Source organism: Paraburkholderia sp. J67, from assembly GCF_905220265.1.
GTDB lineage: Bacteria > Pseudomonadota > Gammaproteobacteria > Burkholderiales > Burkholderiaceae > Paraburkholderia.
The window spans coordinates 473,885-495,460 of the sequence record NZ_CAJMZK010000003.1; the positions used below are offsets into that span (position 1 = coordinate 473,885).

Below are 21,576 nucleotides of genomic sequence, written 5' to 3' on the forward strand. Positions count from 1 at the left end.
GGACGAACCAGACGTGGCAACCCTGAAAGACGTCGCAACGCTCGCCGGCGTGGGCCTCTCCACCGCCTCGCGGGCGATCTCGGGCAAGGGGCCGGTATCGGCCGACGCCGCCGCACGCGTGCAGGCCGCCATCGAGCAACTGAACTTCCGGCCCTCGTCGATCGGCCGGGCGATGGCAACGCAGTCGCTCGGCATCATCGGCATCTTCGTGCCGACGTTCTTCGGCTCGTACTACGGCACGATCCTCAAGGAAACCGATACCGAACTGCGCGCGGTGCGCCGTCATGTGGTGGTGGCGACCGGTTGCGGCGAAGCTTCGCCGCGCGAGCAGGCGATCGAGGCGGTGCGCTTCCTGATCGGCCGTGATTGCGATGGCGTGGTGGTCATCAGCCACGACCTGCTCGACGAGGATCTGGTCATGCTGCACGCGCTGCATCCGCGCATGGCGTTCCTGAACCGCGCCTTCAACCAGTTGCCCGAAGCCGCGTTCTGCGCCGACCACTTCCACGGCGGCGAACTGGCCGCGCGCACGCTGATCGAGCACGGGCACCGCGAGATCGCCGCGATCGGCGGCACGGCCGGCTCCTCGGACAACCAGGCGCGTCTCGATGGTTTCTTCGCCGAGCTGGCGCGCCACGGCATCGCACGCGAAACCGTTCCGCTCATCGTGTCGGACTTCTCGCCCGAAGGCGGTTATGCGGCGGCGGGCAGACTGCTCGACTCGAAGCGGCACTTCACGGGCCTGTTCTGCGCGAACGACACGATGGCGATGTCGGCGCTCGCAAGGCTGCAGCACGCGGGCATTTCGGTGCCGCGCGACGTCTCCGTGATCGGCTACGACGATGACTATTCGGCGGCGTATATGGCGCCCGCGTTGACCTCGGTCCATATCCCGACCGCCGAACTCACGCGCAACGCCGTGCGCTGGCTCATCAACCAGTGCTACGGCACGGACTGGGAGATCGAGCGTCGTTTCGACGTGAGCGTGACGATGCGCGCGTCGGTGGCGCAGGCCAACCCGGCGCGCGCGAAGTTGTTTCAGTACTGAGTAGGGACAAGCTTGAAGGGGTAGTCCGGTTCCTGATAGCCATCGGCCTTCTGCCGGCGCGGCAGCTCGACCTTGTCGCGCGGCACGTCTTCATAGGGCACCTTGCCCAGCAGGTGGCTGATGATGTTCAGACGGGCGCGCTTCTTGTCGTCCGAATGCGCGACGAACCACGGCGCGAAATTCGTATCGGTCTTCTCGAACATCTCGTCGCGGGCGCGCGAATAGTCGAACCAGCGATGGTAGGACTCCAGATCCATCGGCGAGAGCTTCCAGATCTTGCGCTCGTCGGTGATACGCGCTTCCAGGCGGCGCGTCTGTTCCTCTGGACTCACCTCGAGCCAGTACTTCAGCAGGATGATGCCCGAGTGCACCATCGCACGCTCGATGAGTTGCACGCCGACGAGAAACTCCTGCACCTGCTCCTCGGTACAGAAACCCATCACACGCTCGACGCCCGCGCGGTTGTACCAGCTGCGATCGAAGATCACCACTTCGCCCGCCGCCGGCAGATGCGAGAGATAGCGCTGGAAATACATCTGGCTCTTCTCACGCTCCGTGGGCGCGGGCGTGGTGATCACGCGGAACACACGCGGATTCACGCGCTCCGTGATCGCCTTGATCGTGCCGCCCTTGCCGGCGCCATCGCGGCCCTCGAACAGGATGCAGACCTTGGCGCCGCTCTTGACGACCCATTCCTGCATCCGCACCAGTTCTTCGTGCAGATGGCGCAGCGTCTTCAGATAAGTCTTGTTGTCCAGTGTTTCGCCGGGACTGGGCGGGCTCTTTTTCGAGGACTTTTTCTTGTCGGACATAGCAATCACTCCCATTGAATCTGTTGTGAAAAGCGCGCGACGCTGGGCGGCCACGCGCGCAGGTTCAAGCGCAAGTCCAAGCGTAGACGAGGAGACAGGTGCGGTTCAATGCGATCCCGCCAATCCTATGGCGAGGGTCAAATCGCGGGCACGCTGGCCAGGCTAGGGCATGGGCGGCGGATCGCGTAAAATCGGGCTCGTTCTCATCCCGCCTCGAAACTCATGCCCGCGGACAATCCGCTCGAAGGTCAGGCGCCAGGCCCTGCCAAAAAGGAAGAAGGTGTCGCGGTCATCGACCGCGCGTGTGCGATCCTGTTCGCGTTCCGTCCGGACGACCGCGCGCTCACGCTCGCCGAACTCGCGGCGCGCACGGGCCTCTACAAGAGTACGCTGTTGAGGCTCGCAGGCGCGCTGATCCAGCATCGCCTGCTACTGCGTCTGGACGATGGGCGCTATCAACTCGGACCCGCCACGTTTGCGCTGGGCGCGCTCTATCAACGCAGTCTCAATCTCGGCGATATCCTGCTGCCGCTCATGCGCGAGCTCATGGAAAAGAGCGGGGAGAGCGTCTCGTTCTACGTGCGCGACAACGCCGTGCGCGTGTGCCTGCATCGGGTCGATTCGAATCATGTGGTGCGCCACCATGTACGCGAGGGCGACGTGCTGCCGCTCGAAACGGGCTCGGGCGGGCGCGCGCTGCTCGCCTTCGGTGGCGAGCCAGGCGAGAGCTTCGACGAGACGCGGCGCACGTTCTACTGTATGTCGATCGGCGAGCGCGATCGCGAGACGTCGGGCGTCTCGATGCCCGTGTTCGGCGTGCACGACGCGCTGCGCGGCGTGCTCACGCTAGCGGGCCCAAGTTCGCGCATCGACCGCGCTTTCGTCGAAGCGCATCTCGACGCGCTGTTCGACTGCGCTGCGCGCGCGACCGATGCGCTCGGCGGCGACTCGCGCGCGCTGCGCGAAGCGCGACGCGCGTACGCGGAGCACGCGCGCTCATAAACGCTTGCGGTTCAGCGCGCGTTATCGTCAAGATGACGTTGCGCAGGACCCGTGTACGCGTAGGCCATCTGGCGCGGAATCGGCCCCTTGTTGCGCTCGCCGCGCCCGCGCTGCTCCCATGCATGCGCGAGGATGCCCACGGCGCGCGACAGGCAGAACACGCCGCGCGCGAGTTCGGGCGCGAAGCCCAGTTCCGCATAGATCACGGCCGTCACGCCATCGATATTCATCGGCACCGGCTTGTCCTTGCGCTTTTTCAGCAGTGCCTCGATTCCACGCGCGATCAATGCATAACGCCCGTTGATGACGCCAGCTTCGACGCGCGCATCGACCATCTCGAGCAGCCGTCCCGCGCGCGGATCGACCGGGTGAAAGCGATGGCCGAAGCCCGGCAGATACTTCCCGTGCGCGGCGATGAACGCATCGACACCGGCTTCGACGGCTTCGTCGAGCGGACTGCCTGCATCGAGACGCGCGCCGATCGACGCATAGAGTTCGACCGCCTGCTGGCCCGCGCCGCCGTGCACGTCGTCGAGCGCATTGAGCGCCGAGGCCATCGCGCCATTGAGCGGCAACCCGCAACTCGTGGCAATACGCGAGATCGCGATGGAAGGCGCGTGCGGGCCGTGATCCACCGAGGCGACCAGCGCGGCTTCGAGCAGCGCGGCTTCGTCGTCGCTCGGCAACTCGCCGCGCAGCATCAGCCAGATCATCTGCGGGAAACTCACACGACCGATCAGCTCCTGGATCGGATAGCCACGCACATTGATCGAGCCAGGATGGATGTCGATGATCGACGTGCGCCAGTAGTCGGCGCAAAGGGCAGCGAGATCGGAATTTTTCGTGTCGTTCATGGTGGACATGTTCAGATGACTCCTTGCGCGCGCAACGTTTCCACCTGCGCGGCGTCGTAACCGAGTTGCGCGAGCGTTTCGCGTGTGTGGGCGCCCAGCGTTGGAGCGGGCGAGGTGGGCGCTGCATCGGCGTCGGCGAGGCGCAGGCCCGCGCGCGTGACGCGCTGAGCGGCTTCGCCGTGAGCGGGCTCGAACTCGCGCACGAAGCGCCGCTCGGCCAGATGCGGATGCGCCAGGATCTGCGGCACCGTGAGCACGCGGCCGACCGGCACACCGCGCGCGAGCAGGCGCGTTTCCCAGTTCTCGGCGCTATCGGCGGCCAGTGCCGCTTCGATTTCCGCCTTGAGTTCGGCGCGATGCAGCTTGCGCAGATGGCGCGCAGCGAAACGTTCGTCGCGCGGCAGGTCCCGGCGACCGATCACCTCGCAGAGGCTCTCGAACTGGCGCGTCTCGTTGGCCGCGATGTTGAGCAGACCGTCACCGGTCGCGAAGGTGCCCGAGGGCGCGGCGGTGAAATTTTCGTTGCCCATCGGCGTGGGCTCGACGCCCGCGTTCAGATAGTTCGACACGACCCAGCCCATCGTCGCAAGCGTGGCTTCGAGCATCGACACATCGAGCCGCCGCCCGCGCCCGGTCGTGCGCGCGTCGACAAGCGCCGCGCAGATGCCGAACGCCGCCGTCAGCCCGCCCACCGTATCGGAGACGGGATAGCCCACGCGCAGCGGCGCGCTGTGCGCGTCGCCGGTCACGCTCATCACACCCGCCATGCCCTGAATGATCTGGTCGTAAGCGGGGCGGGGCGCCAGTTCGCCGTTTTCGCCGAAGCCTGAAATCGCGCAGTAAACCAGCCGCGGATTCGCTTCGGATAGCTGATCGAATCCCAGTCCCAGCCGCTCTATCACGCCCGGCCGAAAGTTCTCGACCAGCACGTCGACGTCCTTCACGAGTTCGAGCAGGATCGCCTTGCCGCGCGGGTCTTTCAGATTGAGCGTGATCGAACGCTTGCCCGCGTTCACCGCCACAAAGGACGCGCCCATATTACGCGCGGCCGCATCCTTGTCGGCTCCCAGGCGCCGCGCAAGATCGCCGCCTTCGGGGTGCTCGACCTTCGTGACATCGGCGCCGAGGAGCGCCAGTTGATACGCGCAGAACGGACCCGCGAGGACATTCGAGAGATCGAGAACGCGCACTCCAGCCAAAGGCAACATCGTAGTTCCAGCCTCTTTTTTTGAATGCATCATTGGGAAATGGCTTCGAGCGAACGGTTGTTGGTGCGCGGGCCGAACAGGCCGATCGCCAGCATCACCATCACCATCGCCCCCGTGATCAGCGCGAAGACGCCAGGGACACCGAAATGGCGCAGTGCGAACGCGATCATGAAGCCCGAGAACATCGCGGATAGCCGCGACATCGAATAGACGAAACCCACGGCGCGCGCCCGCATGCGGGTGGGAAACAGCTCGACCTGATAGGCGTGATAGCCGACCGAGAGCAGCGTGCCGCCGAGCGTAATGAGGACGCCCAGCAACATCAGCATGGCGGGCGAGGTCTGGAACGCGAACAGCGTGCCGAATACGCCGATGCCGAGTGCGGCGAGCACGATGAGCGTCTTGCGCTCGATCCGGTCGGCGATCGCCATGCCGATCAGCGGGCCGAACGGGTTCGAAGCGGCGATCACGAAGGAATAGAGCAGGCTGTGCGTCACCGTTACGCCCTTGGAGACGAGCAGTGTCGGCACCCACGAGGCGAATCCGTAGAAGCCAATCGCCTGAAACAGGTTGAAGACGAGCAGGGTGATCGTGCGGCGGCGATACGGTGGCTGCCAGAGCTCGGCGAAGCGCGCCTTGGTTTGTTCCTGGCTTGTCGCGCTCACTGGCTCGATCGACGGTGCAGGCAGCGGACGGCCGTATTGGGCTTCGACCTTGGCTTCGAGTCGGCTGAGCACGCGCGCCGCTTCCTCGTGGCGGCCGCGCTGCGCAAGCCAACGTGCGCTTTCGGGCACACGACGACGGATCGCCCAGGCGATCAACGCGCCGCAGGCGCCGAACATCACCACCCAGCGCCAGCCATCGAAACCGAGCGGCATGCGCGGCACGAACCACCACGCGAGCAACGCGACCGTCGGCACCGCCGTGTACTGCACGAGATGCACGAAGGCGAACGCCCGGCCGCGCATATGCTTCGGCACGAGCTCGCTCACATAGGTGTCGATGGTGACGAGCTCGATCCCCACGCCGATGCCCGCGATCAGGCGCCACAGATTGATGGCTGGCGCGGACGTCTGCATCGCCATCATCAACGTGGCGGCCGAGTACCAGAGCAGCGAGGCCGTGAACATCATGCGCCGGCCATAGCGGTCGGCGAGCCCCGTAAAGCAGAACGTACCGATGAACAGGCCCGCGAACGACGCCGCCACAAAAGCGCCAAGCCCCGAAAAACCGAAGAACGACGCCGTGGTGGTCGAGTAGAGCCCGCTTTTCACGAGCCCCGGGCCTACGTAGGCCGTGAAGAACAGGTCGTAGAACTCGAACCAGCCGCCAAGCGAGAGCAGCAGCACGAGCGTCCAGACCGTGCGGGTGGCGGGCAGGCGGTCGATCCGCGCATTGATCTGCGCCGCACTGGCTCGTGCGGCATCGTCGCGGGGCGACGCGTGCGTCGCGTCGAGCGGCAGACTGGACATGGTGGCTCCTCCTGAGCACGGACTTCGATAGTTCAGCGGACTGGCGGCCGCGGCGTCTTGCGTTCTATCTGATAGAACATCGTTCTATAAATCGTGAGCGCATGATAACGCGATGAACCCGTCGGACCGACCAGGGGTTTTACCGAGCGAAGGGGTCGAGCTTGCGCGCACGCCTTGCCAGATGGGGAGTCGGCGTAACGCGACGCGGCGCATTCGTGTGACGAAGCGCGGGGACGCTGATAAGCTCGACGTTACGAAGCGCGCACGAACGTCGCCCGATCTGCGCGTTTCGCCGACCGTCACCAGCGTCCCTGGGGAGGTACAGGGGCGCGCGGCAAACCGAGGATCGACGGTTGGGCAAAGCGAACTTTCAGTCAGGAGACGATGTGAACAAAAGAGTCTTCCCTGGAGTCATCCACCCTGCGCCGATACGCGCGTTCGGCCCGAAGCTCGCGCGCTGTGCCGCGCTGCTGGGCGCCTTGACGCTCGCGGGTTGCGCGCATCATGAAACGTCCGTCGAGCACGTGCCCGCGCAGTCGAACGTGCCGTCGCCACTCAACGATCTCGGCACCGACAACAGCGATAACGGCGGCGCATCCAGTGCGATCGATGCGCACGCAACCGATGCGCTCGACGCGATGGGCCGGTATCTGCGTACGCTGCATCGATTCGAAGTCGATGCCGACACGTCCACCGACGTCGTGCTGGACAGCGGCCAGAACGCGGCGCTGCTGCGTCACACCGTTCTCAAAGTAAAGCGTCCCGACCGATTGCGCGCCGACATCACCGGCAACGGCAATCTGCGCGGCATGCTCTACGACGGCCGCCAGTTCACGATCTACAACCAGAAGAAGGGCTTCTACGCGAGGCGCGACGCGCCGCCCACGCTCGACGGACTCGTGCAGGATCTCGCGCAGAACTGGCATATCGAAACGCCGCTTGCCGATCTCTTCTACTGGGGCAATGGCAAGCAAGACGATCTCTCGCTCGGCGCGGCGCAGACGATCGGCGTCGAAAAAGTCGATACACGAAGTTGCACGCACTACGCCTTCCGGCAACCCGGCGCCGACTGGGAGTTGTGGATCGAAACGGGACGCAGACCGCTACCGTGCAGGATGATCATCACCGACACGAGCCAGACCTCGCGCCCCCGTCATGAGGTGACGTACCACTGGAAGCTCAACCCGGTGTTCGCGCCGTCGACGTTCGTATTCCATCCGCATGCCGGCATGCGCCAGATCGACCTCAAGCCCGCGGATCGGCCGCCTTATGAGGAGGCCGAATGATGAACGGCAAATCTACGCGAAGCGCGATCGCCGCGGGGCTCGTCATGTCGATGGCGCTGGCGTCGGGCGAGGGATGGGCGTTTCGGGGCATGGCGCGCACGAGCATCCATCCGATGGGCGGGAATTTCGCGGGCGCTCAGGTTTCACGGCCCGGGTTCAATGGCGGCGGCGAACAGTTTCACGGCGGCCAGCCCGGCCCTCGGCCGCAGCCAGGCCCGGGACCCACGCCCAACCCCAATCCGCATCCGCCCGGGCCGCCGCCGGGTCCTGGGCCTGCTCCTCATCCACCTGGACCGCCACCCGGTCCAGGACCGCATCCGCCGCCGCCCCCTGCGCCTCCGTACTGGGGTGGCGGATGGTACGTCGATCCCGTTGCCGCGGCCGTCACCGTTGGCGTGACAGCCGCGGTGGTCGGGTCGATGATCGCCACGCTGCCGCCGTCATGCACGTCGATCGTGATCGACGGCGCGACTTACGAACAATGCGGCTCGACCTGGTATCAGCCGCAGTACGTCGGCACGCAGGTTCAATACGTGGTCGTGAAGGCGCCACGATAAGCGGCGTGCAGGGCAGGGAACGCGGGCTCGCCGAGCCGGACATTCCCTGCCCATCCGTTCGCATCGGTAGATCTCATGCGGGATATCGCGCGAGACAAGCTTATTGATATGTTTTTGCTGGCTAATTGCAAGAAATCAGCCGTAAAGCGGTGGCGCGCACGAACTGCCGCGCGGTGCGGGGACTTAAGCAAGCCTTAAGCAAGCACCGACGAGACTATCGGGCAGGTCCGATAATGTCTTCGAAGTAATGAGAGCGATCTACGCCGATTTAAAACGAGCCCGCATGCGTCCGACGTCGAGTCGCGTTGCCGTCTTGCAGCTATTCCACGAATTTCCGAACGAGCACCTGAGCGCCGATCAGGTGTTCCGTCGCGTACCGCCCGATACCGAGCAATGCAGCCTGGCGAGCGTCTACCGCGCGCTCGCTCAACTGCTGGAAGCCGGACTGATCACCAATGCGTGGATCGGCGAGCAACGTGTGGTGTACGAGCTCAATCGCGGCATGCGCCATTCACATCTGGTTTGCAACGATTGTGGCGAGATTCGCGATATCGACGACAGCGAACTCGAGACGCAACACGCGGCGATCGCGGCTGCGCGCGAGTTCAGCTACGCGAGCGCGAGTCTCGTGATCTTTGGCCGCTGCGCGCAATGCGCGGCCGCACTGGAAGCGACGGGTCGCAGTGTGAAGATGCAGGCGGTGGCTCGGCGAGCGGAGTGAGGTCGTTCGGCACGCGCACGCGCCACATTGCCTTTGTCCAAGCGCGCTCAATCCTGGTTCGATGCTCTGGGCGTGCTCGACGCACTATCTGGCGTGCTTGACCTGGAATTCTAAACGCCATTCGTTGATCGGGTGATGGGCAAAGTGGTGCCAACAGGCCCGCGAATTAGCGGGCTTTCTTGCTATTCTATGATTTTACATAACATAAATTATCAACAGAAAATTTGTAGCGGCTGTATCCTAATGTCGTGTTCTGGCTATTTACAGATGTCGTGTTTTTGACTGCTGGCATGCTGGTCGGCTCGGGCTCACGACGCGGCAGATTCGCCGGCTCGTTGGCCGACTGCGCGAGCACGGGCCGCAAGGTCTCGTGTCGCGCCGGCGCTCGAAGCCCAGCAACAATCGGCTGGACCGTGCAACGGCTGACCGGGCGCTGTCGATCGTGCGCGAGCGCTACGCCGATTTCGGGCCGACGCTGGCCTGCGAGAAGCTCTGGGAGTGCCACGGCATCCGGCTGGCCAGGGAGACGCTACGCAAGCTCATGACGGACGCAGGACTCTGGGTTCCGCGCCGGCAGCGGCCACCGAAGGTCTACCAGCCGCGCGCACGTCGTGCATGCCTGGGTGAACTGATCCAGATTGACGGCAGCGAGCACGCCTGGTTCGAGGACCGGGCGCCGCAATGCACGCTGCTCGTGTATGTGGATGATGCGACGAGCCGGCTGATGGCGTTGCATTTCACGGCCACCGAATCGACCTTCAGCTACTTCGAGGCGACGCGCACGTACATCGAGCGTTATGGCAAGCCAGGGGCGTTCTATAGCGACAAGTACAGCGTATTCCGCAGCGCTGACGCCGGGCGCAGTGTGACGCCGTTCGGGCGTGCGATGTACGAGTTGAACATCGACACGTTCTGCGCGAATTCGAGCCAGGCCAAGGGGCGTGTGGAGCGCGCACACCTTACGTTGCAGGACCGCCTCGTGAAGGAGTTGAGGCTGCGCGGCATTAGCACGCTGGCCGAAGCCAACGCCTGGGCGCCCTCCTTTATGGCGGCCTACAACGCCCGCTTCGGGAAGCCACCAAAGAGCGATTTCGATGCACATCGGCCGCTACGCGCAGACGAGAACCTGGATCGGGTGCTCACGTGGCGCGAACCGCGCAAGGTCAAGAAGTCGCTGACGGTGCAGTACGACCGTGTGCTGTATCTGCTGGACGATACGCCGGAGAACCGCAAGCTGATCGATCGGTATATCGAGGTCTGGGAGTATCCGGACGGACGTATCGAACTGCATGCGTATGGCCGGGTGGTGCCTTACCGCGAGTACGACAGACTGACCGAGGTCGACCAGGGCGCCATCGTCGAACGCAAGCGGCTGAGTCACGCACTTCAGATCTCGCAGGTCGTTCAGGCGCAACGCGATAACAGCCGGATAGGTAAGGCGCCATCGCGAACGCACCGGGGCGATTCAACCCGGCCGGAGCGCAAGGAGAGCCATGCGGGCAAGAAGAAACAGCGGGAAATCACGCAGTCGGATATCGAGCGGGTGATCGTTGACCTGGCCGGGCAAAAGCAGCCCAAACGGGAACGTTGCGAACCTGGTAATCGGTCAGCAGCTAACAGTGGAACGGGCGCCGATGCCCTGCCCGTTCATGGTCAGATCTTCGACGCTGCGAGAGCTAACTCTCACGGAAGAAAAGCTTTAAACCCTGTAAAAGCGGACATTTGAACTTGGCGGGAAAGCGGACATTTGAAAATGGTCTGGACAAATTTGTGGCGGCTTTTTAGAGATGTCTGGTTCTAGTCACACCTGCCTTCAATCCTTCGCGTAATTGAATTCCGGCATGGCCTTGAGCGACGCCTTGTCGGCCGGCAGCACGATCTGTTTGGCGCTGATCTGCAAGTCATTGAACGGTACGGCGACGAAATGCTTGCCCATGCCGAGGAAGCCGCCCACTGAAAGAATCGCGAACGCGCCGTCGTTGGGCGATTCGAGCACGATGTCGTCGATCGAGCCGATCTTGTTGCCCTGGTTGTCATACACGTCGGAGCCGACGAGTTTCGATGCGCGAAAGCCCGTGCCCGATTGAACTGTCGCGAGACGTTGCACGGCGATCGACTGGGGTGCGCCTTGCGCGTGAACGAACGGCGAACCGACGAAGCCCGAAGCCGCGATGGCAACTGCGAGCGCGAGCGAACTAGCGCGATTGCTCATGATGGGATCCCCCTCGATGGTCGATGAATTGTGCGTCCCGCCGCAATGATCGCGAGCGCGGCGCTGCTCATCGAACAGCAAGGCACATACCCACCGTCAAGCGTGCGACGCCAACCACCGGCACGAGCCTTGCGCGTCGACAAGCCATAGTCACCACGCCACCAGGAGACGTCATGCCGCTTGCCTCGCTCAGGAACGTCGGCGCGCGCGCCGTCATCCGCGCGCATCTGCCCACGGAAGAACCCTTCGATCCGAAACCCAAGTCGCCGCCGCCCTTGCCCGATGGCGACGTGCCGCCGCCCGCGCCGATGGGCGATCCGCCGTCTGACGCGCCGCCCGAACGCGCCCTTTAAGCTTTCGCGCTACGCGCTCACGCGTCGCAAACGCCGTCACGCGCCGTCACGTCTGGACGCCGCGCCGCGCCACCGGCATCGCGCCGCCCCGCTCGCCCACCAGTTCGCGGCGCGAGCGCGTGAGCAGCAGCAGGATCTGCTCAGGATCGGCGGGTTTGGTGATGTGCCAGTCGAATCCCGCCGCGACGGTCTTCCTGCGGTCCTCGTCCTGTCCCCAGCCCGTGAGCGCGACCACGACCATCTCGGCGGAATCGGGCATGGCGCGCAGCGCGCGCGCCACGTCGTAACCGCTTAAGCCCGGCATGCCAAGATCGAGCAGCACGGTCTGCGGCCGGAACACCGCCGCGAGCGCGAGCGCTTGCTCGCCTGCGTGCGCGACGCGCACGTCGTGGCCCGAGATCGAGAGCAGCAGCGCGAGGCTTTCGGCGGCGTCGCGGTTGTCGTCGACGACCAGCACGCGGCGTGCAATGCGATCCGCAAAGCGCGTGTCGACGGATGCTTCACGGGCGGCGCGCTGCGTCGGCACGACGATCGGCAGGCGCACGCGAAACTCGCTGCCAAGGTTCGCCCCGGCCGAGCGCGCGTGAATCGTGCCGCCATGCAGTTGCACGAGCCCGCGCGACAACGCAAGGCCGATGCCGAGGCCGCCTTCCGTGCGCTGCGAACGCGCGTCGATCTGCGCAAACATGGCGAAAAGGCGCTCGTCGGCGTCGGGCGGCAGGCCGATGCCATCGTCCTTGACCGCGAGTTCGATCGCGGCGCCATCGACGGCGATCGTCAGTTCGATATGTCCGCCCGGATCGGTGTACTTGCCGGCGTTATTGAGCAGATTCGACACCACCTGGGCGAGACGCAGCGCGTCGGCGTCGATCAGCACGTCGGGCAGCGGCGCATGTACGACGAGCGCGTGCTGCTTGCGCTCCAGCAGCGGCCGCGACGCCTCCACGGCGGTCTGGATCACGCCCGCGAGGCTCACCACGTCGCGCCGCAGATCGAGCTTGCCGCAGGTGATGCGCGCGAGGTCGAGCAGATCGTCGAGCAGTCCCGACATATGCGTGACCTGGCGCTGGATCACGTCCGTCGCCCACGCGAGCTGACCGGGCGTAAGCGATGCCGAAGCGAGGATGGCCGCCGCGCTGCGAATCGGCGCAAGCGGATTGCGCAGTTCGTGCGAGAGCGTGGCGAGAAACGCGTCCTTCTGGTGGTCGGCTTGCTCGAGTTGCTGGCGCACGTGCACCTGCGAGGAGATATCGCGGAAATAGCAGACGAGCCCGAACTGGTCGTCGGGCAGCGGCGTGCGGTGCACTTCCCATTCGTAGCATTCGCTGGCGTTGCGGTCGCTGCGCGCCTCAAGGCGCTCGGGCGTGTGATAAGGCTGGCCGGTTTCGAGCGTGCGGCGAAAGATATCGACGATTTCCTGCGCGTACGGTGCGTTCCAGACCCGGCGCATCACGGCGCTCACGTCCTCGCCGATCAACTGGGTCGCATCGCCGAAGAACGGCCGCGCTGCGGGATTCACTTCGCGAATGCGCAGGTTGCGATCGACCAGATAGACGCCCAGCGGCGCTTCGTTCATGAGCGTTTCGAATTGTGCGGTGCGCAGGCGGATCGCTTCCTGGGCGAGCTTGCGTTCGGTCACATCGGTCATGAGCACCGCTGCGCCTTCGGCGGCCGGATAGATGCGCGTTTCGAACCAGCGGCCGCTCGACGCGCAGCGCGTCTCGAACTGGCGCGCCTCGCGCGCCGTAAGCGCTGCGCTCAAGGCCGCGGCGAAGCCGTTCGCGGCGGTCTCGGGGCAAATATCCGCGAGGCGCTGGCCGAGCGCTTGCGGCGCCGTCTTGCCGGTGAGCTCCAGAAAGCGCGGATTCACGAGCGTGAGACGCGCGTCCTGATCGAGCAGGAAGAACTGATCCTGAATGCTCGAAAGCGCGAGTTCGAGCAGTTGTTCGTTGGCGCGGCGGATCTGCGTGCGTTCGAGCAGCGCGCCCACGCGCGCCGCGAGTTCGCGCGCGGAGAACGGCTTGACGAGATAGTCGTCGGCGCCAGCGTCGAGCCCTTCGATGCGCGCCTCTTCGCCCGCACGCGCCGAAAGCAGGATGACCGGCACGTCGCGCAGCGCGGCGTCGCGGCGTGCTTCGGCGAGCAGGCCGAAGCCGTCGAGGCGCGGCATCATCACGTCGGAGACGATCAGGTCCGGCCGCTGACGACGCGCCACGTCGAGCGCCTGCGCGCCGTCGGCCGCCAGATCGACCTGATAAGCGCTCGCGAGCAACGTGCCGACATAGGCGCGCATGTCGGCGTTGTCGTCGACGAGCAGGATGCGCGCGCCAAACGTCGCCGCAAAGCGCTGATCGCGCAAGCCCGACGACGACGCACTCGCGGCGGGATCGAGGCGCAAGCCGTCGGCTTCGGCCGCTGCGATTTTGTCCGCGTTTCTGCCAGCCATAAGGGGCGTCGTGCCCAGCCAGCCCTCAGCCTCGGCGGCGAACGCCGCGGCCATCTGGCCGCCGCCATTGCGCGGCGCGCCTTCACGCAGACGCGCCGGATCCAGATGTGCGCTGCCGAGCGGCACGCTGACGGCGAAGCGCGTACCCTGCCCTGGCTCGCTCCACGCCTCGATGGCGCCGCCATGCAACTTGACCAGTTCATGCACGAGAGCGAGTCCGATGCCGGTGCCCTCCTGCGTGCGCCCTTGCGTGCCCTCCACGCGATGAAAGCGCTCGAACAGGCGCGGCATTTCATGCGCGGGGATGCCGCTGCCGCTGTCCTCGACCGTGAGCACCGCGTGTGCGCCATGTCGTGCGAGGCTCACGTCGACGCGCCCAGCCAGGGTGAACTTGAACGCATTGGACAGCAGGTTCAGGACGATTTTTTCCCACATCTGCCGGTCGATGTAGACCGGTTCGTCCAGACGACATTGCACGCGAAACGCCAGCCCGCCACGCTCGATCGCCGAACGGAAGGTGCTCGCGACGTCCTGCGTCAGGCGCGCAAGATCGGTCGGCTCATAGCAGACCTCGATGCGCCCGGCTTCGATACGGGCGAAATCGAGTAGCGAATTCACGAGACGCAACAGCCGATGGCCGCTGCGGCGCGCGAGCCGCAGCAAGGCGAGACGCGCCGGGTCGCTGTCGGCCTCGACGAGATCGTCGAGCGGCGAGAGCATCAGCATGAGCGGCGTGCGCAACTCATGGCTTACGTTCGAAAAGAACGTCGTCTTGGCGCGGTCGAGCGCCGCGAGTTGCTCGGCACGCAGACGTTCGGTTTCGACTGCGCGTGCCGCTTCGATAATGCTGCCCGCCTGAGCACCGACGAGTTCGACAAAGCGGCGGTAGTCGTCGTCGAAAAGAAGGCGCGGACTCACGCCCACGACGAGCAAACCGATGCAGCCGCCCGCCGACGATCCATCCGCACCCGCGGTTTGTGGCCGTGCGCGCATCAGCGGCACAACCACCGCGCGGCTCACTGGCTCGGGCCAGACCGATGCCGTGGGCAGCACGCCGTCGATCGTCTGCGCTTCGAGCGGCGCGCCCGCACGGGCGGCTTCGGCCAGCACGGCAGCGAGTGTGCCGGGAAGTGCGTCATGGAGCGGAATATCCGCAGCGGGGTTGTGCCCGCTGTCGGCGTGATTCGAAGCCACCGCGCGCGCGCGTGTGCCGTCCGCATCCAATAGATAGAGCGAGACGAACGGCAGGTCACGCCGGTTGCCCTCGAGCGCGGCCACGATTTCGCCGCAGGCGTCGGCAACCGTCTGGGCGCTGCGCGCCGCGCTGGAAAGCTGCGCCACGGTGGCCAGCCGCCGCTCGGACAGAATGCGCCGCGTGTCTTCCGTTACCACGCACAGCATGCCCTCCACGGCTCCGCTGTCGCCATGCACCGGGCCATAGGAAAACGTGTGATAGCTCTCTTCCTTAAAACCGTTGCGTTCGAGAAAGAGCAACAGGCTCTCGTCCCAGGTCGCTTCACCGGTGGCGAGCACGTGCTCGATACGCGAACCCGCCTCGGCCCAGACTTCGGACCAGACCTCGCGCGCGGGCAAGCCGATGAACTGCTGCTTGGCGCCGAGCGTCGGGCGATAGGCATCGTTGCAGAAGAAGTTGAGATCGGGCCCATAAGCGAGCCACATCGCGTAACGCGAAGCGAGCATCAGGCGCACGACGCTCTTGAGGCTGTGCGGCCAGTTCGCGGCGGCGCCGAGCGGCGTGGTCGACCAGTCGAATGCGCTGACGAGATCGGCCATTTTTGGCGCGCGCGCCTGCCGGTCTTGCAGCCCTTGCAGACCCTGATCCACCGCCGAGCGCATGGCTTCGTTCACGACGGTGCGAATGGCTTGCCGCCTCGCGTGGCTCCCGTCGCTGCGCTCCCCTTCACCCCTCGTCATGACGTCTCCCGCGTGGCCCTGGGTCTGGCGCGCCGCAATGGCACGCGTCGCGGGCAACAAGGCCTGCGCATTTTGCGTGCCTGAGGGCCTGGCCTTCTACGGAGTTCAACGCCGCGCCGCACAGGCGCGTCTGGCGAGAGTGCGCCCTGCGCGAGCGCGGTGTCAACGCGGACGCACCTCCATCGGCACAAGGCAGAGTCCGACTATTCAGCAGACGAATACGCGCCCGATTCGCCTGCTGGACGGGGACGCGAGGAAGCGCGCCAGCCGCTACAATCGCGCACTGCTGTGGCGGACTGCGCCCGCGGGCGCGCGATCAGAACCCGCTAACGCCCGTCGCAGCGAAAGAAAGAGACACTCCGAGACACCTCCCCCGCATCTGTTCAGGCAACGCGTCATGGCCCGCATCGAACTCCACTTCCCCGAAGACCAGTATTACTACTCGACCCACCTCACGGTCCGTGTCACCGATATCAACTCGGCGAACCACCTCGCGAACGATTCGATGATCTCGATGATTTCGGAGGCGCGAGCGCGCTTCCTGTTCGACGCCGGTATCGAGGACATGAAAGACGCGCACACGAGCATCATCGTCACCGACCTCGCGACGACCTATCGCGCCGAGGCCTATGCGCGCGACCAGTTGTGCTTCGAGGTCGGCATCATGGACTTCAACAAGTACGGCGGCGACATCATCTTCCGTATCACGCGCCCTTCGGACGGCGCGCTCATCGCGATGGCGAAGTCGGGTTTCGTGTTCTTCGACTACGAGGCGAAAAAGGTCGTGGCGATGCCGCAGGCGTTCCGCGCGAAGTTTCCGGGTGTGAATTCGGTCGCCGTGAATACGGTCGCTTGAAGCGTCCGGGCGGCCGCGAACCCGGTTTGCGCTCAGCGTGGCTGGAAGGCGATCAAGGCCATGCCGACGAGCGCGAACGCAATGCCGGCCCAGTCCCAGGGGCTCGGGCGAATCGCCTCGACAGCCCATAGCCAGAGAATCGCCACGCAGATGTAGACGCCGCCGTACGCCGCATAGGTCCGCCCGGCCGCGCTCGGGTGCAGCGTCAGGAGCCAGGCGAACAGCGCGAGCGACCCAGCGGCCGGCACCAGCAGCCAGGCGCTCGCGCCCTCGCGCAGCCAGCGATACGGCAAATAGCAGCCGACGATCTCGGCAAGCGCGGTGGCAACGAAAAGCAGGAACGTCTTCATGAGCTCGGTTGGGTCGGGCGATGGCCCAAAGGGCGCTCATGGTAACGCGGACGTTATGTGTGTGGGTCGAGGGCGTCGCGCCCTGCGCGCGGCCCATGCAAAAAGCGGCCTGATCGAAGATCAGGCCGCCCGCTCAGATCACCGCTGAATCAGGAACGCTCAGCAACTTCAGGGACGCTCGCCGCGCGCGAGGCGCGTTTCGATTTCCCCGACCACGGGCAGCAGATCCGCCACGCTATCGATCACGTAGTGCGCACCGGCGGCGCGCAGGCGCTCGATGGCGGCAGCACGGCGCTGTGTGAATTCGTCGGGGGCGAGCGCGTGGACTTCGTCCTCGCTCATGCCGAACGCGTTGCCGCTCACGGCCACGCCCACGGCCCAGGTGCCGCCGTTCAGTCCCTCTTCGATGCCGACTTCGGTGTCGTCCACCTTGATCGCGTCACGCGCGAGCCACACGCCCAGCTGTGGCAGCGTGCGATAGATCATGTACGGCGACGGACGGCCTTCGGGCGTGTCGCCCGTGCAAACGATGCTGTCCGCCTCGAAACCTTGTGCCGCCGCGCCCGGCACGATCTGGTCGATGATTTCGCGCGTGTAGCCCGTGGTGGAGCCAATGCGCACGCCATCGGCGCGCAGTTGCCTCGTGACGGCTGCGACACCCGGAATCACGTCGCTGTACTGCGCCGCCACGGCGACGTTCTTCGGCACGAAGACGTCGTAGACCGCGTCGATGTCGGCATCGGTGGGCTTATGGCCGTAGCGCGTTTCCCAGGCCTGGGCGACGCGCGGCAGCGCCATCAGCGCGGCGATGTGCGGACGCTTGGCCATGCCCATCGGGCCGCGTGCCTCGTCGATCGTGATCGGCACGCCGAACTCGCCGAAGGTTTCGACGAATGCGCCCATCGGCGCGCGCGAGCCGTAATCGACCACCGTACCGGCCCAGTCGAAAATCACTGCCTTGACGTGTTTCATTTGCGTTTGTCCTTCGAAATGCGCTGCGTTATGCGTGTATCGGTAAATAGCCAGATCTGACGGGCCGCCTTAGGCCGCGAGCGCTTCGCGCGCGTCGAGCGAAGCGTGTTCGGGCGCGCCATCCGGCACGCCCAGCGTGCGCAGGGCCGCGCCGCAGGCCTCCACCACGCGGCGCATCACCGACTCGTCCAGCGCGCCAATGCAGCCGATACGGAAGCTTTCGACGTTCGTGAGCTTGCCGGGATAAATGATGAAGCCCTGCTCTTTCATCAGCTCGTAGAAGCGCGCGAAGCTGAAGTTCGCATGCGCAGGCGAAAAGAACGTGACAATGATCGGCGAGCGCCAGGTTTCGGTCAGCAGCGGCTCGAAGCCGAGCGAGCGCATGCCCTCGACCATCACGTCGCGATTGCGCGTGTAGCGGGCGAGGCGCCCAGGCTGGCCGCCCTCTTCTGCGTAGAGGCGCAGCGCTTCGAGGAATGCCGCCACGGCGTGCGTGGGCGGCGTGAAGCGCCATTGGCCCGTGCGGTTCATCACATCCCACTGGTCGTGCAGGTCGAGCGCGAGCGAGTGGCTGTTGCCCTTGGCGGCTTCGAGCGCGCTCGTCTTCGCGATCACGAAACCGAAGCCCGGCACGCCCTCGATGCACTTGTTCGCGGAGGAAACGAACGCCTCGCACGGCAGCGTGCGCACGTCGAGCGGCACGGCGCCGAAGGCGCTCATCGAGTCGATCAGCAGGCGGCGGCCGTGGCGCGCCACGACCTCGGCGATTTCCGCGATCGGGTTGAGGATGCCCGAGCTGGTTTCGCAATGCACGACGACCACATGCGTGATGTCGGCGTGAGCGGTCAGCAGGCGCTCGACATCGGCGGCGCGCGGCGGCAGGTAGTCGCCGGTGTCGTGCACGGTGTGGCGGCGGCCCAGATAACGCAGCGTGGTGGCAATGCGCTTGCCATACGCGCCGTTGGCGAGCACCAGTGCGTGGCCGTCGCGCGGCACGAAGCTGCCGAGCATCGCTTCAACGCAGTAGCTGCCGCTGCCCTGCAAGGGCACGCAATCGTAGTCGCCGCCGGTCGCGCCGGCGATTTCCAGCAGCGCCGCTCGCAGATGCGCGGTCATGGCGCGGAAATCGGCGTCCCACGATCCCCAGTCGCGCTGCATGGCGGCCTTCGTCGAGGCGGCCGTGGTTAGCGGGCCAGGGGTCAGCAGATACGGATCGGCGGGGGTCGCGTTCGGGATCGCGGCGGGGGTGGTCATGCGGCTGCTCCAGTCGGTGTTCAGCGTGATGCCGATACGGTACTGGATCGGTGATCATCGGTAAAATCGATATAATTGATGTCGATATCAGTTGAACTTATAGGTAGCCTCGCCATGCAATACGCCCAGTTGCGCGCCTTTCACGCCGTCGCCGAACACGGCGGCTTCTCGCGCGCCGCGCAGGCGCTCTCCCTCACCCAGCCGGCAGTGTCCGACCATGTGCGGCGGCTGGAGAGCGATTTCGGCGTCAAGCTGTTCGAGCGGGCGCCGCGCGGCGTCGAGTTGACCGAACTCGGGCGCCGGCTCTATGCGGTGACGCGCCAGATGGTGGGCTGCGAGCGCGACGCGCGGCGTCTACTCGAATCGGCGGGCGCACTGGAGTCCGGCGAACTCGCGCTGGTCGCCGACGCACCGGACCTCGCCATCAAGCTGGTCGGCGCGTTCCGGCGCCGTTATCCGGGCGTGGTGGTGAAGCTCGGCATCGCGAACGCGACCGAATGCATGCGGCGCGTGCTGTCGAGCGAGGTGGATGCGGCCATCACCGCGGCGCATCAGGTGCATAGCCGCCTGCAGACCCGCGTGCTGCGCGAGGAACCGCTCGTCGCGGTGGTGCCGGCCGACAGCGCGGCGGCGAAAAAGCGCCGCATGACCTACGAGGAGCTGGTGCGCGAGCCGATGATCTTTCGTGAGGCGCATTCGGTCACGCAGCAGTTGCTGGAAGCGGAACTGGTGCGCAAAGGGTTACAAGTGCAGCCCGTGCTTTACGTGGATGGGCGCGAGGCGTTGCAGACGGCGATCGCCCAGGGCGTGGGCGCAGGCGTGATCGCGGGCGCGGAATTCGGCGAATCACGCCGTATCCGCGCCATCCCGCTGGTGGACTGCCAGGTGCGTATGGTCGAGTCGCTCACGCGCCTGGCCGATTCTTCGTCGTCCAACCTGCTCGACGCGCTGTTCGAGACGCCGCTCGACTGAGTGATTTTCAGCGTGCCGAAGCCGCTGGCGCGCTCAGGACACGACGATATCCGCGCCGACCTCGTGAAGCAGATCGCGCAAGGTTTCCGCCTGATCCATGCGCGCGCCGCGCCGCAGATGGATGCGTAGCGCATGCCCCGCGATACCGTCGATGGGCCGCGCGAGCCGCAACTCCAGTGCGAGGCCGAGGCCCTCGGGGGCATCGGCTTCGGCGGGTTCGACAACACGTGGCGAAAAACAGGCGGTTTCGGACATGGCTGGGACCTCGTCGGTGAAGGGCTCGATCTCATGCTAACCACGCGCGCGGGCCGCGCCAAACGAGAAATCCACGTATGCAAATGAGCGCACAGCAGGAGTTGTTTGCGGCCTGGGCGCTATGGCATGCGCATGACATACATCAAACCGCGTGTCTGAATGACATTCATTCCCGGCTGCCTTTTTTAACGAGGGTTTCGCGCCGGGCGGCAGCCGTGCGTGGCACACTAAAGTCCTTCTTTCTTTGCGCCGTGTGAGCCGAACCCCACTAATCCGCATCGACAGGAACCGTCATGGAACGCCCATTCACTGATCGCCGCGAGGCGGGGCGCCTGCTCGCCGCGCAGCTCGTCGCGCCCTTTGGCGGGCGGCGCGATGTCATCGTGCTCGCCCTGCCGCGCGGCGGCGTGCCCGTCGCATTCGAGGTGGCCGAGACGCTGGGTGCGCCGCTCGACGTGCTGCCCGTGTGCAAGCTCGGCGTGCCGTGGCAACCCGAACTGGCGATGGGCGCGCTGTCCTCGAATGGCGCGCAGTATGTCGATGAGGCGCTGATTCGCGAAACGGGTGTGAGCGAGCCGCAATTGCAGAGCGCGCTGGCGCTCGCCCGCATCGAACTGGGCCGGCGCGAAGCGCGCTATCGCGGCGAGCGCGCGAGCGTGCCGGTTGCCGGACGCGTGGCGCTGGTCGTCGACGACGGCATGGCCACCGGCGCCTCGCTCAAGGCAGCGGCGCTCGCCCTCGCCTCGCTCGGACCCGCGCGTATCGTCGCGGCCCTGCCGGTTGCGCCGGCGGGCGCGCGCGCACGGCTCGCGGGCGCCATCGACGATTTCGTCTGCGTGAAAACGCCCGTGTCGTTCATGAGCGTCGGCCAGTTCTATGACGATTTCGATCAGGTCGACGACGAGACCGTGCGCGATCTGCTAGCCCGCTCGGCGGCAAGCCACCCGTGCGGCGACGACGCCTCGTCAAACGGCTCGCAGACGGGCTGACACCCGCAGGCCAACCGTTGCG

At 65.6% G+C, this 21,576-nt stretch carries 20 protein-coding genes; 10 read left to right on the forward strand and 10 right to left on the reverse strand.

The window, feature by feature from the left end; all coding sequences use genetic code 11:
- The first annotated feature begins 13 nt into the window (after nucleotides 1-13).
- On the forward strand, nucleotides 14-1,048 hold the full coding sequence (locus U5782_RS09040; protein ID WP_322043461.1) for a substrate-binding domain-containing protein: 1,035 nt from the start codon (nucleotides 14-16) through the stop codon (nucleotides 1,046-1,048).
- Here the strand turns inward: U5782_RS09040 and ppk2 are convergent.
- Nucleotides 1,039-1,860: a polyphosphate kinase 2 gene (ppk2, locus tag U5782_RS09045; protein WP_322043462.1), complete on the reverse strand. Its 822-nt coding sequence runs from the start codon at nucleotides 1,858-1,860 to the stop codon at nucleotides 1,039-1,041. The two genes, U5782_RS09040 and ppk2, sit on opposite strands and share 10 nt — an antisense overlap.
- 222 nt (nucleotides 1,861-2,082) lie before the next feature.
- On the opposite strand from ppk2, the gene U5782_RS09050 reads away from it, so the two are divergent.
- A complete protein-coding gene (locus U5782_RS09050) occupies nucleotides 2,083-2,862 on the forward strand; it encodes an IclR family transcriptional regulator (RefSeq protein WP_322043463.1) in 780 nt (259 codons plus the stop codon).
- Between the two features lie 11 nt (nucleotides 2,863-2,873).
- Here U5782_RS09050 and U5782_RS09055 read toward each other — a convergent pair whose 3' ends face one another.
- From U5782_RS09055 to U5782_RS09065, 3 genes are read right to left on the reverse strand one after another with little or no spacing between them, the layout of a single operon-like run.
- Nucleotides 2,874-3,725: a citryl-CoA lyase gene (locus U5782_RS09055; protein ID WP_322043464.1), complete on the reverse strand. Its 852-nt coding sequence runs from the start codon at nucleotides 3,723-3,725 to the stop codon at nucleotides 2,874-2,876.
- A gap of 2 nt (nucleotides 3,726-3,727) precedes the next feature.
- Nucleotides 3,728-4,924: a CoA transferase gene (locus U5782_RS09060; RefSeq protein ID WP_322043465.1), complete on the reverse strand. Its 1,197-nt coding sequence runs from the start codon at nucleotides 4,922-4,924 to the stop codon at nucleotides 3,728-3,730.
- 29 nt (nucleotides 4,925-4,953) lie between these two features.
- Nucleotides 4,954-6,396, reverse strand: a complete 1,443-nt coding sequence (locus U5782_RS09065; RefSeq protein WP_322043466.1) for an MFS transporter — start codon at nucleotides 6,394-6,396, stop codon at nucleotides 4,954-4,956.
- 386 nt (nucleotides 6,397-6,782) lie between these two features.
- Here U5782_RS09065 and U5782_RS09070 point away from each other — a divergent pair, with 386 nt between their 5' ends.
- From U5782_RS09070 to U5782_RS09085, 4 genes are all read left to right on the forward strand, one after another.
- Entirely contained in the window at nucleotides 6,783-7,682 is a 900-nt protein-coding gene (locus U5782_RS09070; protein WP_322043467.1) for a DUF2092 domain-containing protein, read from the forward strand.
- The gene (locus U5782_RS09075) at nucleotides 7,679-8,239 is read left to right on the forward strand and encodes a DUF6515 family protein (RefSeq protein ID WP_322043468.1); all 561 of its coding nucleotides are present in this window, start codon (nucleotides 7,679-7,681) and stop codon (nucleotides 8,237-8,239) included. The genes U5782_RS09070 and U5782_RS09075 overlap by 4 nt, the downstream gene beginning before the upstream one ends.
- A 283-nt stretch (nucleotides 8,240-8,522) precedes the next feature.
- On the forward strand, nucleotides 8,523-8,960 hold the full coding sequence (locus U5782_RS09080) for a Fur family transcriptional regulator (protein ID WP_322043469.1): 438 nt from the start codon (nucleotides 8,523-8,525) through the stop codon (nucleotides 8,958-8,960).
- 253 nt (nucleotides 8,961-9,213) lie between these two features.
- Nucleotides 9,214-10,686, forward strand: coding sequence for an ISNCY family transposase (locus U5782_RS09085; protein ID WP_415914286.1), 1,473 nt, complete (start codon nucleotides 9,214-9,216; stop codon nucleotides 10,684-10,686).
- 87 nt (nucleotides 10,687-10,773) lie between these two features.
- Here U5782_RS09085 and U5782_RS09090 read toward each other — a convergent pair whose 3' ends face one another.
- Complete coding sequence (locus U5782_RS09090; RefSeq protein WP_322043470.1) at nucleotides 10,774-11,172, reverse strand: PRC-barrel domain-containing protein; 399 nt, start codon at nucleotides 11,170-11,172, stop codon at nucleotides 10,774-10,776.
- Between the two features lie 173 nt (nucleotides 11,173-11,345).
- Here U5782_RS09090 and U5782_RS09095 point away from each other — a divergent pair, with 173 nt between their 5' ends.
- On the forward strand, nucleotides 11,346-11,525 hold the full coding sequence (locus U5782_RS09095) for a hypothetical protein (RefSeq protein ID WP_322043471.1): 180 nt from the start codon (nucleotides 11,346-11,348) through the stop codon (nucleotides 11,523-11,525).
- 46 nt (nucleotides 11,526-11,571) lie between these two features.
- Here the strand turns inward: U5782_RS09095 and U5782_RS09100 are convergent, their stop codons facing one another.
- Nucleotides 11,572-15,906 (reverse strand): ATP-binding protein, encoded by a 4,335-nt coding sequence (locus U5782_RS09100; RefSeq protein ID WP_322043472.1) that lies wholly within the window; start codon nucleotides 15,904-15,906, stop codon nucleotides 11,572-11,574.
- Nucleotides 15,907-16,303: 397 nt separating this feature from the next.
- Here U5782_RS09100 and U5782_RS09105 point away from each other — a divergent pair, with 397 nt between their 5' ends.
- Nucleotides 16,304-16,762, forward strand: a complete 459-nt coding sequence (locus U5782_RS09105; protein WP_322043473.1) for a thioesterase family protein — start codon at nucleotides 16,304-16,306, stop codon at nucleotides 16,760-16,762.
- Between the two features lie 32 nt (nucleotides 16,763-16,794).
- On the opposite strand, the gene U5782_RS09110 is transcribed toward U5782_RS09105, so the two are convergent.
- The 3 genes from U5782_RS09110 to U5782_RS09120 form a co-directional block, all read right to left on the reverse strand.
- Nucleotides 16,795-17,112, reverse strand: a complete 318-nt coding sequence (locus U5782_RS09110) for a YnfA family protein (protein WP_322043474.1) — start codon at nucleotides 17,110-17,112, stop codon at nucleotides 16,795-16,797.
- 168 nt (nucleotides 17,113-17,280) lie between these two features.
- On the reverse strand, nucleotides 17,281-18,084 hold the full coding sequence (gene phnX, locus U5782_RS09115) for a phosphonoacetaldehyde hydrolase (RefSeq protein ID WP_322043475.1): 804 nt from the start codon (nucleotides 18,082-18,084) through the stop codon (nucleotides 17,281-17,283).
- Between the two features lie 69 nt (nucleotides 18,085-18,153).
- On the reverse strand, nucleotides 18,154-19,338 hold the full coding sequence (locus U5782_RS09120) for a 2-aminoethylphosphonate--pyruvate transaminase (RefSeq protein ID WP_322043476.1): 1,185 nt from the start codon (nucleotides 19,336-19,338) through the stop codon (nucleotides 18,154-18,156).
- A 114-nt stretch (nucleotides 19,339-19,452) separates the two neighbouring features.
- On the opposite strand from U5782_RS09120, the gene U5782_RS09125 reads away from it, so the two are divergent.
- Nucleotides 19,453-20,310, forward strand: a complete 858-nt coding sequence (locus tag U5782_RS09125; RefSeq protein WP_322043477.1) for a LysR substrate-binding domain-containing protein — start codon at nucleotides 19,453-19,455, stop codon at nucleotides 20,308-20,310.
- Nucleotides 20,311-20,343: 33 nt separating this feature from the next.
- Here the strand turns inward: U5782_RS09125 and U5782_RS09130 are convergent, their stop codons facing one another.
- The gene (locus U5782_RS09130; RefSeq protein ID WP_205981620.1) at nucleotides 20,344-20,565 is read right to left on the reverse strand and encodes a hypothetical protein; all 222 of its coding nucleotides are present in this window, start codon (nucleotides 20,563-20,565) and stop codon (nucleotides 20,344-20,346) included.
- A gap of 293 nt (nucleotides 20,566-20,858) precedes the next feature.
- On the opposite strand from U5782_RS09130, the gene U5782_RS09135 reads away from it, so the two are divergent.
- The gene (locus U5782_RS09135; protein ID WP_322043478.1) at nucleotides 20,859-21,554 is read left to right on the forward strand and encodes a phosphoribosyltransferase; all 696 of its coding nucleotides are present in this window, start codon (nucleotides 20,859-20,861) and stop codon (nucleotides 21,552-21,554) included.
- The last annotated feature ends 22 nt before the right edge of the window (nucleotides 21,555-21,576 follow it).